The sequence below is a fragment of the Alcaligenes sp. Me129 genome, from assembly GCF_050487245.1.
GTDB lineage: Bacteria > Pseudomonadota > Gammaproteobacteria > Burkholderiales > Burkholderiaceae_B > Alcaligenes > Alcaligenes phenolicus.
In genome coordinates this window covers 33544-46415 of the sequence record NZ_JBKQGX010000024.1, presented here as the reverse complement: position 1 = coordinate 46415, position 12872 = coordinate 33544, and the positions used below count along the sequence as shown (strand labels likewise).

Below are 12872 nucleotides of genomic sequence, written 5' to 3'. Positions count from 1 at the left end.
ATATTGATGTACAGCGGTGCCCCCGGCTCACGCTGCGCGCGGCGTGTCACACTGATCAGCTCATTGAGCAATTTCAAACGAAAACGCTCTGCCTGATGGGTCGAGTCCAAAGCCAGCGCGTGTTCATGGGTGCCAGGCGTACTGAAAAAATTGGATTTGCTACCCACGGCCATCACCAGGGTGCCATAGGACAGGCTGCGTTCCGGAAAGACTTCTTCATGATCGGGCCCCAGGACAGGAGCCAGCGTAATGCTGCGCTGCTCGCGATCTATACCGGTCATTTCACCTTGAATAAAAGTGAAACCACAGTCTCGTGCCAGCATGAAATATGACAGCCCTTCGCGGTGAATATCCAAGGTGCCGGCGGCAACCTCGTGCAAGGACGGTTTCCAGATATGGTCACTGTCTTTGTCGACCAGAAAGATATGCTGACGCCCGAACTGACGTCCTAATTTGGCAGCCAGCTCCAGGCCACCTGCCCCGCCCCCCACGATCACCACTTGATACGACTGCGTAGTAGACATCCAGAACTCCTTGGGACTTGTCTTGAGCAAAGAGAGTATCAGAACCGCCGCCTTATACTTTAAATCAAAACAGATAAGGACTATAGCGATCTGTAGACGCCGCCAGGCGCGCCCAGAAGCGCCGGCCTGTGCTACCACCCGAATATGTGGCTCTTTTGCGCTTTAATAGGCCTTAGATCAAAGACCGGCGCAAACAAATAGGTCCAGCAGCAGTGCATGTCGTAAAATCAAGGGGTTTGGTCTTGCTTCCCCTTAACGATCGAAATAGAGCAGCAGCACAGCAGCTATTGATACGGTATGATGCTGACTTTGTCCTATTCACTTATTTTTTGCCTGCCATTATGCACGACGATGTTCCCCGAAAATCCCAACGCGCGACTCGAAAAGGGCGCGAACGCCGCGACAAAATCCTGGAAGTGGCTTCCGAGGTTTTTCGCGAGAATGGTTTTGAGGCCACATCCATGTCCCAAATCGCTGCATTGGCAGGCGGCTCCAAGGGCACACTCTACAACTACTTCCCCTCCAAAGAAGACCTCTTGCTGGCTGTCCTGCTGACAGGCGCCCAGGAATTTACCGAACAGGTCTTGACCAAGCTGGACTGCGAAGGCGATATTCGCGAAGAACTGAAGCGCTTCTTGCTGCCCATGCTGCGCAATCTTTACTCCAAGCAAACCGCCCAATTGTTGCGTATCGTCGTCTCTGTAGGTGGCCACAGCGATATCGGCAAGCGTTTCATGGAGATGCTGGATGACCAGATCTGGGACGGCGTAAAGTGCTTTTTTGCCCGCCACATCGAACGCGGGACCTTGCGCAAGCTGGACCCGGCATTGATGGTGGAACACTTCCGCTGCCTGAGCGAAGGCGAAATTATTCTCCTGCTAATGGGTGCTATGGAACCCTGGAGCGAAGAACACATTCAAAGCGAAACCGAACATATTCTGGATATGTTCTTGCACGTTTATCAAAACGACACAGCAAACTAAGGCTGTATCAATCGGCGGCAAGCGCTGATTGCCATCTCCCTACGGTTCCCGGCTTTTATGCTCTACAGCTGACAGCGAACCCTTCAAGACAATCTGAATCCATGCCGCCCGATCCAGGGCGGTGACGACGATTCCCTTTTCCCCATCACTACCTTTCACCAGCGCCCTGCCCCTGATCGGTGCCGATCGTCAGGATTGAACCTGTGCTTCTCCCTGCCCTACACCACGAGCACTCGGCGATACTTGTACAAGCTCGCACACCGACTCCAGCCTGCCAATACGGCAACATAGACGCACTATCAGGGTAAAAGAACCACAAAACGAAATCGCCTGAGCACGGACAAGAGCAAGAACAGAAGCGCAGGCAAAAGAAGCGCCCGAAAACGACAACACCCCGACATGGAAGCTCCATGTCGGGGTGTTGAGTCTTGACTGGCTTGACCAGCGTACTGCCAGAGACGTTTCCCTGGCAGTGGCTTAGGTCTTAGTCCTTAGGCCTTGGCCAGACGCTGCCAGGTGTCCACAACCGTGTCAGGGTTCAGCGACAGCGAAATAATGCCTTCTTCGCTCAGCCACTTGGCCAGATCGGGGTGGTCGCTAGGGCCTTGGCCACAAATACCGACGTATTTGTTTTGTGCCAGACATGCCTTGATGGCACGGCTCAACATGAACTTCACGGCTTCGTCGCGCTCGTCGAAGTCAGCAGCCAACAGTTCCATACCGGAGTCACGATCCAGACCCAGGGTCAACTGAGTCATGTCGTTGGAACCGATGGAGAAGCCGTCAAAGTACTGCAGGAACTTCTCGGCCAAAATAGCGTTGGAAGGCACTTCGCACATCATGATCAGGCGCAGGCCGTTTTCGCCACGAGCCAGACCGTGGGAAGCCAGCAGCTCAACCACACGCTCTGCCTGACCCAGGGTACGCACGAATGGCACCATGATTTCGACGTTGGTCAGACCCATTTCGTCGCGCACTTTCTTCAGGGCTTCGCATTCCATCTTGAAGCATTCTGCGAAGTCTTCGGAAAGGTAGCGAGCCACACCGCGGAAGCCCAGCATTGGGTTCTCTTCCTCGGGCTCGTAACGCGAACCACCCACCAGTTTGCGGTATTCGTTGGACTTGAAGTCCGACAAACGCACAATGACGGGCTTGGGATAGAAGGAAGCGGCCAGAGTCGCAATACCTTCAGCCAGTTTTTCCACGAAGAAAGCACGTGGGCTGGCGTAGCCACGAGCCGCCGATTCCACCGCCTTTTTCAGGTCGCTATCCACATTGGGGTAGTCCAGAACGGCTTTGGGGTGAATCGCGATGTTGTTGTTGATGATGAATTCCAGACGGGCCAGACCCACACCATCGTTCGGAATTTGCGAGAAGTCGAAAGCCAGTTGTGGGTTACCCACGTTCATCATGACTTTCAGGCCGATTTCGGGCATTTGGCCCCAGCTGACTTCCTCGATCTCGGTTTCCAGCAGACCGTCGTAAATACGGCCTTCGTCGCCTTCAGCACACGATACCGTCACTTCCTGGCCTTCTTTCAGCACGTCTGTGGCGTTGTTGCAACCGACCACGGCAGGGATGCCCAGTTCGCGAGCAATAATCGCCGCGTGGCAGGTACGGCCGCCACGGTTGGTGACAATAGCCGAAGCCAGCTTCATGATGGGTTCCCAGTTAGGGTCCGTCATGTCGGTCACCAGCACGTCGCCGGGTTTGACCAGATCCATCTCGGAGGCACCCGCCACAATACGGACTTTGCCCGAACCGATCTTCTGGCCAATGGCGCGGCCTGTAACCAACACGTCGCCGGTGGCTTTCAGGCGGTAACGCTCTTGCACATCGTTGCTGCCTTGCTGGGACTTAACCGTCTCAGGACGGGCTTGCAGAATGTAGATCTTGCCGTCGATACCATCACGACCCCACTCAATGTCCATGGGACGCTGGTAGTGTTTTTCAATAATGGTGGCGTAGCGAGCCAGTTCGATCACTTCTTCGTCGCTCAGGGAGTAACGATTGCGCTCGGACACAGGCACGTCCACGGTACGTACAGCGTGATCGGTGGTACGACCTTCGTCAAATTCCATCTTGATCAGCTTGGAGCCGATACGGCGGCTGATGATGGGGTAGTGACCGGAAGCCAGCGTTGGCTTGTAAACGTAGAACTCGTCCGGATTGACCGAACCTTGCACCACAGTTTCGCCCAGGCCGTAGGAGGAGGTCAGAAAAACCACGTCCTTGAAGCCCGATTCGGTGTCCAGGGTGAACATCACGCCGGCGCTGCCCTTGTCGGAGCGCACCATACGCTGGATACCAGCGGACAGAGCCACTTCAGCGTGGGCGTAGCCCTTGTGTACGCGGTAGGAAATAGCGCGGTCGTTGTAGAGGGAAGCAAACACGTGGTGAATCTTGCTCAGCACCTCGTCAATGCCCACCACGTTCAGGTAGGTTTCTTGCTGACCGGCAAAGGAAGCGTCAGGCAAGTCTTCCGCGGTTGCGGAAGAACGCACGGCAAAGGAACCTTTGCCATCGGCGTCCAGCTCAGCAAACGCGTCACGTACGGCTTGTTCAAACTCGGCTGGGAACGGAGTGTCGATGATCCACTGACGGATTTCGGCACCGGCAGCAGCCAGTTCACGCACGTCGTCGGCGTCCAGCGCGTCCAGACGCTGCTGAATGCGCTTGTCCAGATCCTTGTTTTTCAGGAAAACGCGGAATGCTTCGGCTGTTGTGGCAAAACCACCTGGCACGCGCACACCGGCATCAGCCAGCTGGCTGATCATTTCACCCAGCGAAGCGTTTTTACCGCCCACTGTGTCGACGTCCGTCATGCGGAGCTTGTCGAAACCAATTACGTAAGACATAAGTCACCTTGAATAGAAAAAAAAGCGTGTTTGCTTAAGGCAGTGATCCCAGCAGCGCTGTCTGTGTGATCTGTCCTAAGCAAACCTGCCTTTCCATCCCCCGATTCGAGCGGTAAATGGTAATCTTGCAAATTGTACCGTTTCCCGAGCATTGTGCACGACTTATTCCATGTCTTCTTCTCCTATTGAGCGTACCGTCTTTGTCGTTTCCGACAGCACGGGCATTACCGCCGAAACTTTCAGCAACTCCGTCCTGTCGCAATTCGCTCAATTCGAATTTCAGGCCATCCGGATCCCCTTCATCGATACCATCGAGAAAGCCCAGTCTGTCGCTGATCGCATCAACCAATGCGCGCAGGAACAGGGCCAGCAGCCTCTGGTCTTCAGCACCCTGGTTGACCCCAAGATGGCGCACATCATTGGCGCAGCCAATTGCACCTTCCTGGACTTGTTTGGTGCCTTTGTACGACACATTGAACGCGCCCTGGGGGTGAAATCCAGCCGTTCCGTGGGCCGTTCGCACTCCGGTGGCATGTCCAAGCGCTACAACAGCCGCATCGAGGCCATCAACTTCAGTCTGGCGCACGACGATGGTCAGTACGTGAATGGTCTGGAACAAGCCGACGTGATTCTGGTGGGTGTGTCCCGCTGCGGAAAAACGCCTACCAGCTTGTACTTGGCAATGCAGTATGCCGTCAAGGCCGCCAACTACCCCATCATTCCCGAAGACTTCCAGCGCGGTACCCTGCCCGCCACGCTGGCTCCTTACCGGAAAAAGATTTTTGGCCTGTCCATTCATCCAGACCGTCTGTCCGAAGTGCGTAATGAACGCCGTCCGGGTAGCAAATACGCCACCATCGAACAGTGCCGCATGGAAGTGGCCGAAGCCGAGCGCCTGATGCGTATGGAAGGCATTCCTTGGCTGTCCACCACCACCAAATCCATTGAGGAAATCTCCACCAAGATTCTGGATGATGTCGGTTTGGACCGCCGCTCCTACTAAGGATTGAACCCCTACCCCTTCGGGCGTATTCGGACAGCCTCAACATCAAGGCCTGAACCCGGTGTGATACCTGGCGCAGGCCTTTTTGTTTGCTGCGGGTACGGTATCAGGTCTGCTACGCATCCGCTTGCGCCTCTACGGGTGTCGGTTTGCCTATACCGGCTTGCATCCACTATTGTTGCCCCCTCTTAGTCCAGCTTGCCCACCCAAACCTGCGGGTGCTGATCGGCCCAAGGCAAGGCTTGCTCCAATTGCCCAGCCAGCCCGAACAAAAGGCATTCCTGGCCATAGCCGGCTGTAAACATCATCCCTATGGGTAAAGAGGTGGCCACATCCTGCCCAGCAGGCACGGACATGGAGGGCGAACCGCTGATATTGGCCAAAGCAGCAAAAGGCGTTTGCCGGAAGACGTGGGCAATCCAGCCCAGGCCATCCACCTGATCCTGTACCTTGTTGTACTCGCCCACCTTCATGGGCAGCGTAGGTACGGTGGGCGTCATCAGCACATCGTACTTCTGGAAATACGCCCCTAAATTCCGTGAGACTGTATTGCGCACGGCAATCGCCCCCAGAATATCAATCCCGCTAATCTTCTTGCCGTAGGCGTAGGCCGCCAGCGTGGCCTGTTCCAGATACTCCTCGTTCACCGGGCGTCCTGTCGCCGCTGCAATGCTGTCTATCCATGCAGCCGTATTCACGTTCCAGAACTGAGCATTGGCGTGCACAAAAGCCTCCCAACTGACGCCGGAATCAAACACCAGGGGCTCCACCTGATGGCCCAAGGACTCCAACACCGAAGCCATATCAATCGCCTTGGCCGCTATGGCAGATTGGGTTTTATCGCCGCTGGGCGGGTCCATCATCAAGCCGATACGCAAGGAACCCGGATTCTTCTTGACGGCCGATAAAAAGCTCTGCGGGGGCGCCGCGGTGTAATAGGGCTCGCCGATACCGGGACGACTAATCGCATCCAGCAAGGCCGCACTGTCTCGCACACTGCGGCTGACACCCAGGTGGGCCAGCAGACCACTCCACACTTCATCTTGCTGAGGACCGCTGGAGACACGCCCCCGAGTGGGCTTCAAACCAAACAGGCCGTTCACTGCTGCAGGGACACGAATAGAGCCACCGCCGTCAGTTGCATGCGCCACCGGCACCATCCCTGCCGCCACTGCAGCGGCCGACCCGCCTGTAGAGCCGCCAGCATTAAAAGCCGGGTTCCAAGGGTTCAGCGTAGGGCCTACGCAGCGCGCCTCCGTCGTGGTACTGATAGCGAACTCCGAGGTGGTCGTTCGCCCCAGCGTAACCAGTCCCGCCTCCTTGTAGAGGCTCATCAAGGTGCTGTCTGCATCCATCACCATATCTTGCGCCAGCTTGCTGCCCAGCTCGTAGCGCTTGCCCTTCATGGTGATCGCCAAATCTTTAATCAAAAACGGGACGCCGTAGAGTACGGAGTCCCGGTCGGCATGGGGATCAACTTCCCCGTCCCAGCTCTCTACAACCGCATTAATTTTACTGTTCAGGGTGTCGACAGCTTTTTTGCCAACTTGGCTTAATTCTTGAACACTGATTTGTTTCTTGGCGACCAGCTCAGCCAGAGCCAGGGCATCATAGGTCGCGTATTCGCTAAGTTTCATTGTTGACCTCATCTGAAAAAGATTAGGAATCCAGCCGGATACAACGATGCAGCGATAAAGGGAGGGAAAGACGACTCTGCACGAGCCGCTAGCAGACAAGCGCCTACTGCGCCAGGCACTCCGTACTAGCGTACCGATAAGCAGGCGCCTTACTAGATGATTTACTTGATTTTACAAATAGAGACAAGTGCTAGATCAAGACAAAATTAGCCCATACAGGCTAACTCTGCGTGATGCTGTGCAATAAAGCCGCTGGAACTAGCGGCTATGCTGACGACGTTGCTCGTACAGGCACAGTGCGGTGGCAATGGCCACGTTCAAGGACTCAACACCGGGCGCCTGGGGAATGAACAAGCGTTGATTCGCCTTTGCCAGCAAGGCCGGGCTGACACCTTGGCCCTCATTACCAAAAACCCAAATCCCTTGGTCTGGCAGGCTGGACTCGTACAGGTCCTGGGTATTCGGGCCCAGAGAGGTCACCAGCACCGGCAAGGCCGCTTGTTCAAGCAATGCTACTCCATCGACCTGCTCATGGATTTGAATGGAGAAATGAGCGCCCTGCGCACTACGCAGCACTTTCTGTGACCACACGCTGGCACAGCCCGGTGTCAGATACACCGCTTCCAGGCCCACCGCCACGGCGGTGCGCAGCACCGTGCCTACATTGCCCGGATCTTGAACCTGATCCAGCAAGATGGCGCGTTTCGTGGGAGCCGTCCAAGTCTGTCCACGAGGCACGCGGACAATAAAGCCTATGCCCTGCCCCTGGCCGACCTGGGAGACTGCATTCATCAAAGTGGCATTGAAGGTGACGCTGCTATGGCCTGGCAAGAAACGCGCCAGCTCCAGCAACTCGTCGGAGTGGCGGTCCATCTCGAAAACAGCCAGTTCCGGCAAACCACGGCGTTCCAGCCACATTTGGCACAGATGAATGCCTTCCAACCAAATCAGTTGATCGCCCCCGTCCAGCTCGCGTTTATCGTGAGCCAAGCGCTGTACTCGTTTGAACAGCGCATTATCTTTGGATTCAATCAGCCTCATTGTCTTGAACTTACCTAACTAAAGATGCGCGTACCGGCGCGAAACTTCGACGATGCTCGGGACAAGGCCCGTGCTGGGACAAACGATCCAAATGCAAGGCCGTCCCGTAGCCTTTATGCTGGTCGAAACCGTATTCGGGATAGTCTCGGTGCAATTCCAGGCAGACCGCATCCCGCGCTGTTTTGGCCAAAATCGATGCGGCCGCAATGGCGGCATGGCTGGCGTCACCCTTGATGATGGCTTCTGCGGGGCAACACAGGCCGCCTGGAATGCGATTGCCATCCACCAAGGCTTGTTCGGGTTTGATGCTCAGGCCATTACAGGCTCGTTGCATCGCCAACATGGCAGCGTGCAAGATATTGATGTCATCAATTTCTGCCACACTAGCGCTGGCAATTTCCCAGGCTAAGGCTCTTTCCTTGATCAACACAGCCAGGGCTTCACGGCGCTTGGCGGTCAGCTTCTTGGAGTCGTTCAGGCCTTCAATGGGATTGTTCGGGTCCAGAATCACAGCAGCGGCAAAAACGGGACCGGCCAAGGGACCACGCCCTGCTTCGTCCAGCCCCGCCACCAAACCTGCCGAGACATCACTGACTAATAAATCCAGCTGCTTCATGCACGCGCCATATTCAAAATGACCTCGGCCGCCAAGGCGGGGGTATCCCGACGCAAGGTTAAATGCATCTCGGTAAAGACCTGCTCGATATGAGCCACATACTCCTGATCGCTCAAGGCTTTCCAGCACTCCTGCGCCAGCTTCTGAGGTTCGGCATCTTCTTGCAGCAGCTCGGGCACGACAAAATCGCGAGCCAGCACATTAGGCAAACCCACCCAAGGCACATACGGCCTGTCCTGGCCGGACTTCCAACGTATGATGCGCTCCATCATGGGGCTGAGCACATACGAAATAACCATAGGACGCTTGTACAAGGCCGTTTCCAGGCTGGCGGTACCGCTGGCCACCAGCACCGCGTCACTGGCCTCCATCACCGTCCAGGCGGGTGGACGGACCACTCCTTCCGAATCCGGCTGACGAATACCCGCTGTGTTGGCATCAATAATGTGCAAGTTACGGATAGGATGCTGAACCAGAGCCTCTTCAAATTCCTGACGGCGCTTGGGATTGACCATGGGCACCAGAATCATCAGATCCGGGTCCTGGTCCTGCAAAATCTGTACAGCCTGCAAGAAGCGCGGCGACAGCATCTTGACCTCGGAGGAGCGGCTGCCAGGCAACACGCCCAGAATACGACCCGTCTCGGGCAAACCCAGGCGACGACGAGCGTCGGCCTTGTCCGGCTGCAATGGGATATTCGCTGCCAAAGGATGGCCCACATAGGTCACCGGAATGCCTTCCTTTTCATAGATCTCCGTCTCGAAAGGAAACAGCACCAGCATATGGGAAACCGCTTCGCGGATTTTGTGGATACGCTCGTAGCGCCAGGCCCAGATCGAGGGCCCCACAAAGTGCACCGTAGGCACACCAGCCTGACGCAAACGATGCTCCAGGCGCAGATTGAAGTCCGGGGCGTCAATGCCCACAAACACATCGGGACGTTGCCGCAACCATTGATTGCGCATGCCCAAATAGGTGGAGACCAGACCCGGAATACGTTTGAGCGCCTCGACGTAACCAAATACCGTCAAGGCGTCCATGGGATAGTATTGGTGGAATTGCTGGGCGGCCATCTCGGGGCCACCTATGCCTTCTACCTGCACGCCAGGATTGCCCTGGCGCAGCCCTTGAATGATGCGAGCCGCCAGTAAATCGCCAGACGGCTCCCCGGCCACCATTCCTATACGCAGATCCCGCTTGGCCCCTGTTTGCCCCGACCCGTCTGAACGTGCCGCTAATGGGCTGGAGGCGCTGCTCATGGTCGGCAAATACCCCGGCTGGAGTCATTCAAGAAGTCGATCATGACCTGAACCGCGGCACGGCAGTCAGGCTGCGTTTCCTGCAAGGCTTGCATTTGCTCTACCGCCTGCTCCACCGTCAGCTTGCGACGATACAGCAGCTTGTAGCTTTCCTTCACCGCCGAAATCGCTTCAGCCGAAAAGTTACGACGGCCCAAGCCTTCACTGTTGACACCGACAGGACGGAAAGGATCGCCTGCACCGATGACATAAGGAGGAATATCCTGACGCACCGAACTGGTACCACCAATCATGCTGTGCGCACCGATACGACCGAACTGGTGCACGGCAGTCAAACCGCCCAGAATGGCCCAATCGCCAATATGTACGTGGCCGCCCAACTGGACGCTATTGGCAATAATGGTGTGATTGCCAATCTGGCAATCGTGAGCAATGTGGGTGTAAGCCATGATCCAGTTGTCATTGCCAACACGGGTCACGCCCACATCCTGCACCGTGCCGGTGTTGATGGTGACGTATTCACGAACCATATTGCCATCGCCGATTTCCAGGCGAGTCGGTTCTCCAGCGTACTTCTTGTCCTGCGGCATGCCCCCGATGGAGCAGAAACGGTAGAAATGGTTGTTGCGACCAATCGTGGTCACGCCATCTATCACGCAGTGAGGGCCCACTTTGGTGCCCGCCCCTATCGTGACATTGGGCCCGATAATGCTGTAAGGCCCGACCTCGACATCATCTGCAAGCTGAGCGCCTGCTTCGATGATGGCCGTTTCATGAATACGCATAAACTATTCTTCCAATTGACGGATAGCACACATAATTTTGGCTTCGGCAACCACTTGGCCATCGACCAGGGCGCGGCCTGTGTACTTGCACAAAGCGCGGCTGATGCGGTCAGCCGTCACTTCCAGACGCAACTGATCGCCTGGCATCACGGGCTTGCGGAAACGCGCGCCATCCACACCGACCAGGTAATAGGCCAGTTTGTTGTCCACTTTGGCGTACGGATCCTCGGGATCGGTAAAAGAGAACAGTGCGGCTGCCTGAGCCATGGCTTCAATGATCAAGACCCCAGGCATCACCGGCATATGCGGAAAGTGACCTGTAAAAAAGGGTTCATTCATCGACACGTTTTTAATGGCGACGATGCTCTTGCCGGGCACCAGTTCCAAGACGCGATCGACCAGCAGCATCGGGTAACGATGAGGGAGGCGATCCATAATTTGTCGAATGTCGAGTTCCATGTCCTGTCCTGCTTATTTTTGTTTATTGATATGTTCAGATGATTCATTTGCCCCATCCGCCTGCTGACGTTCCAAAGAACGCAGGCGACGGCGCAAACCGCTCAATTGTCCCAATACGGCAGCATTTTTCTGCCAGTCCTGGTGTCCTGCAAAGGGATAAACCCCGGTATAACGTCCGGGCTGGCTGATGTTGGAGGTAACAGCCGTACCGCCAGAGACGTGCACGTCATCCCCCAGAACCAGGTGTCCCGAGAGCATCGCTGCCCCGGCAATCGTACAACGTGCCCCAATCTGGGTAGAGCCGGCCACCCCCACACACGCCGCCATGGCGGTATGTTCACCGACCTGCACGTTATGACCGATCATGATCTGGTTATCCAGCTTGACGCCGTTGGCCAGCACCGTGTCGTCCAGTGCGCCACGGTCCACCGTCGTATTGGCACCGATTTCAACATCGTCACCAATACGTACATGACCGATCTGCGCGATCTTGGCCCACGCCCCCTTCCCTTTCACGGGATCCGGTGCGAAGCCAAAACCATCCGCGCCCAGCACCACACCCGAATGCAGAATGGCGCGTGCACCAATATGCACCTGATGGTAAAGAGTGACACGTGCGTGCAGCAAGCAGTCCTGACCCAAGGTGGAGCCTGCGCCAATTACGCAATGCGCGCCCAAACGGGTGCCCCGTCCGATCTTGACACCGGCCTCGATCACACAGAATGGCCCGACCGACACACCTTCGCCCAAGTCAGCGCTGGCATCAATCACCGCACTGGGATGAATGCCCTGGGGCAAATCCGCCATGCGTACCTGATCAAAACGTTGCGCCAGCAGCGCGTACATCAGATAAGGTTGCGAGCACAAAACCGGGATAAAGGACGGTGCAAAGCCCAGACCTTCATAGACTTGTGGTGTCAGAATCACCACCGCAGCAGAGGTCTGCTCCAGCAGATCCTGCATCTTGGGATTGGACAGAAAGCTGATTTCCTCCGGGCCCGCAGAAAGCAAAGAGCCTAGGCCCCGAATCCGGGGCATAGGCTCTTTAATGCCTTCTGGCAGCTTGCAATCCAGTCCGGTCTTGTTGATGGCGTCTATGAGTTCAGACAGCTGTACAGCCTGATCAACGTTCAGCAATACCGGCATAGTGCATCAACCGCCCAGTGCTTTCAGAACTTCCTCGGTGATGTCCACACGTGGGCTAACCGTAACGGCGTCCTGAATGATCAGGTCGTAGCCTTGGGAGTCAGCAATACGCTTGATGGCGGCATCAGCCTGCTCAACAATGGCCGAGAACTCTTCGTTGCGGCGACGGTTGAAGTCTTCCTGGAATTCGCGACGCTTGCGCTGCAAGTCGGAATCCAGATCAGCCAGCTGACGCTGACGCTTCACACGGTCGGACTCGGACAGCACAGGAGCGTCCTTGTCGAACTTCTGAGCTTGCGAACGCAGGTTGTTGGCCATGCGCTCCAGCTCTTCGTCGCGACGCTTGAATTCTGCTTCGATTTTGGTCTGGGCAGCTTTGGCGGGCTTGGAATCACGCAAGATACGCTCTGTGCTGACAAAACCGATTTTGGTCTGTGCCTGAACAACAGGTGCAGCGGTCATGGCGCCGACACCCAGCGCGGCAGCCAGAACGAGCGCTTTATTGCCACGCGACAAGCTGCGGGCGATGTTTGTAAGTTTTAATGCGATGTTTGACTTCAT

At 56.1% G+C, this 12872-nt stretch carries 12 protein-coding genes; 2 read left to right on the top strand and 10 right to left on the bottom strand.

All coding sequences use genetic code 11. The features are described from left to right. On the bottom strand, positions 1-524 hold a 524-nt coding region (locus ACLPGZ_RS18295; protein WP_429641804.1), incomplete at its 3' end, for an FAD-dependent oxidoreductase. A gap of 341 nt (positions 525-865) precedes the next feature. On the opposite strand from ACLPGZ_RS18295, the gene ACLPGZ_RS18290 reads away from it, so the two are divergent. Further along, complete coding sequence (locus tag ACLPGZ_RS18290; protein WP_226349376.1) at positions 866-1507, top strand: TetR/AcrR family transcriptional regulator; 642 nt, start codon at positions 866-868, stop codon at positions 1505-1507. 491 nt (positions 1508-1998) lie between these two features. Here the strand turns inward: ACLPGZ_RS18290 and ppsA are convergent, their stop codons facing one another. Continuing rightward, complete coding sequence (ppsA, locus tag ACLPGZ_RS18285) at positions 1999-4365, bottom strand: phosphoenolpyruvate synthase (protein ID WP_429641802.1); 2367 nt, start codon at positions 4363-4365, stop codon at positions 1999-2001. A 169-nt stretch (positions 4366-4534) separates the two neighbouring features. Here ppsA and ppsR point away from each other — a divergent pair, with 169 nt between their 5' ends. Then, a complete protein-coding gene (gene ppsR, locus ACLPGZ_RS18280) occupies positions 4535-5368 on the top strand; it encodes a posphoenolpyruvate synthetase regulatory kinase/phosphorylase PpsR (RefSeq protein WP_035271714.1) in 834 nt (277 codons plus the stop codon). Positions 5369-5556: 188 nt separating this feature from the next. Here the strand turns inward: ppsR and ACLPGZ_RS18275 are convergent, their stop codons facing one another. The 8 genes from ACLPGZ_RS18275 to ACLPGZ_RS18240 all read right to left on the bottom strand — a co-directional run bounded on the left by ACLPGZ_RS18275 (position 5557) and on the right by ACLPGZ_RS18240 (position 12872). Next, positions 5557-7005 carry an amidase gene (locus tag ACLPGZ_RS18275; RefSeq protein ID WP_239054282.1) on the bottom strand — a complete coding sequence of 483 codons (1449 nt, stop codon included), beginning with the start codon at positions 7003-7005 and terminating at the stop codon, positions 5557-5559. Positions 7006-7263: 258 nt separating this feature from the next. Then, on the bottom strand, positions 7264-8046 hold the full coding sequence (locus ACLPGZ_RS18270; protein ID WP_060185106.1) for a TrmH family RNA methyltransferase: 783 nt from the start codon (positions 8044-8046) through the stop codon (positions 7264-7266). A gap of 10 nt (positions 8047-8056) precedes the next feature. Then, entirely contained in the window at positions 8057-8662 is a 606-nt protein-coding gene (gene rnhB / locus ACLPGZ_RS18265; protein ID WP_060185107.1) for a ribonuclease HII, read from the bottom strand. After that, positions 8659-9840 (bottom strand): lipid-A-disaccharide synthase, encoded by a 1182-nt coding sequence (lpxB, locus tag ACLPGZ_RS18260; protein WP_060185108.1) that lies wholly within the window; start codon positions 9838-9840, stop codon positions 8659-8661. The genes rnhB and lpxB overlap by 4 nt, the downstream gene beginning before the upstream one ends. 77 nt (positions 9841-9917) lie before the next feature. Continuing rightward, positions 9918-10706, bottom strand: coding sequence for an acyl-ACP--UDP-N-acetylglucosamine O-acyltransferase (gene lpxA, locus ACLPGZ_RS18255; RefSeq protein WP_021446558.1), 789 nt, complete (start codon positions 10704-10706; stop codon positions 9918-9920). Between the two features lie 3 nt (positions 10707-10709). Then, on the bottom strand, positions 10710-11165 hold the full coding sequence (fabZ, locus tag ACLPGZ_RS18250) for a 3-hydroxyacyl-ACP dehydratase FabZ (RefSeq protein WP_003799758.1): 456 nt from the start codon (positions 11163-11165) through the stop codon (positions 10710-10712). Between the two features lie 12 nt (positions 11166-11177). After that, positions 11178-12311 carry a UDP-3-O-(3-hydroxymyristoyl)glucosamine N-acyltransferase gene (lpxD, locus tag ACLPGZ_RS18245; RefSeq protein WP_060185109.1) on the bottom strand — a complete coding sequence of 378 codons (1134 nt, stop codon included), beginning with the start codon at positions 12309-12311 and terminating at the stop codon, positions 11178-11180. A gap of 6 nt (positions 12312-12317) precedes the next feature. Continuing rightward, entirely contained in the window at positions 12318-12872 is a 555-nt protein-coding gene (locus tag ACLPGZ_RS18240) for an OmpH/Skp family outer membrane protein (protein WP_003799754.1), read from the bottom strand.

Excerpts from the sequence above, each read along its gene's own strand:
- ACLPGZ_RS18290 (WP_226349376.1), top strand. The coding sequence starts at position 866 with ATGCACGACGATGTTCCCCGAAAATCCCAACGCGCGACTCGAAAAGGG.
- ppsA (WP_429641802.1), bottom strand. The coding sequence starts at position 4,365 with ATGTCTTACGTAATTGGTTTCGACAAGCTCCGCATGACGGACGTCGAC.
- ppsR (WP_035271714.1), top strand. The coding sequence starts at position 4,535 with ATGTCTTCTTCTCCTATTGAGCGTACCGTCTTTGTCGTTTCCGACAGC.
- ACLPGZ_RS18275 (WP_239054282.1), bottom strand. The coding sequence starts at position 7,005 with ATGAAACTTAGCGAATACGCGACCTATGATGCCCTGGCTCTGGCTGAG.
- ACLPGZ_RS18270 (WP_060185106.1), bottom strand. The coding sequence starts at position 8,046 with ATGAGGCTGATTGAATCCAAAGATAATGCGCTGTTCAAACGAGTACAG.
- rnhB (WP_060185107.1), bottom strand. The coding sequence starts at position 8,662 with ATGAAGCAGCTGGATTTATTAGTCAGTGATGTCTCGGCAGGTTTGGTG.
- lpxB (WP_060185108.1), bottom strand. The coding sequence starts at position 9,840 with ATGGTGGCCGGGGAGCCGTCTGGCGATTTACTGGCGGCTCGCATCATT.
- lpxA (WP_021446558.1), bottom strand. The coding sequence starts at position 10,706 with ATGCGTATTCATGAAACGGCCATCATCGAAGCAGGCGCTCAGCTTGCA.
- fabZ (WP_003799758.1), bottom strand. The coding sequence starts at position 11,165 with ATGGAACTCGACATTCGACAAATTATGGATCGCCTCCCTCATCGTTAC.
- lpxD (WP_060185109.1), bottom strand. The coding sequence starts at position 12,311 with ATGCCGGTATTGCTGAACGTTGATCAGGCTGTACAGCTGTCTGAACTC.
- ACLPGZ_RS18240 (WP_003799754.1), bottom strand. The coding sequence starts at position 12,872 with ATGAAGTCAAACATCGCATTAAAACTTACAAACATCGCCCGCAGCTTG.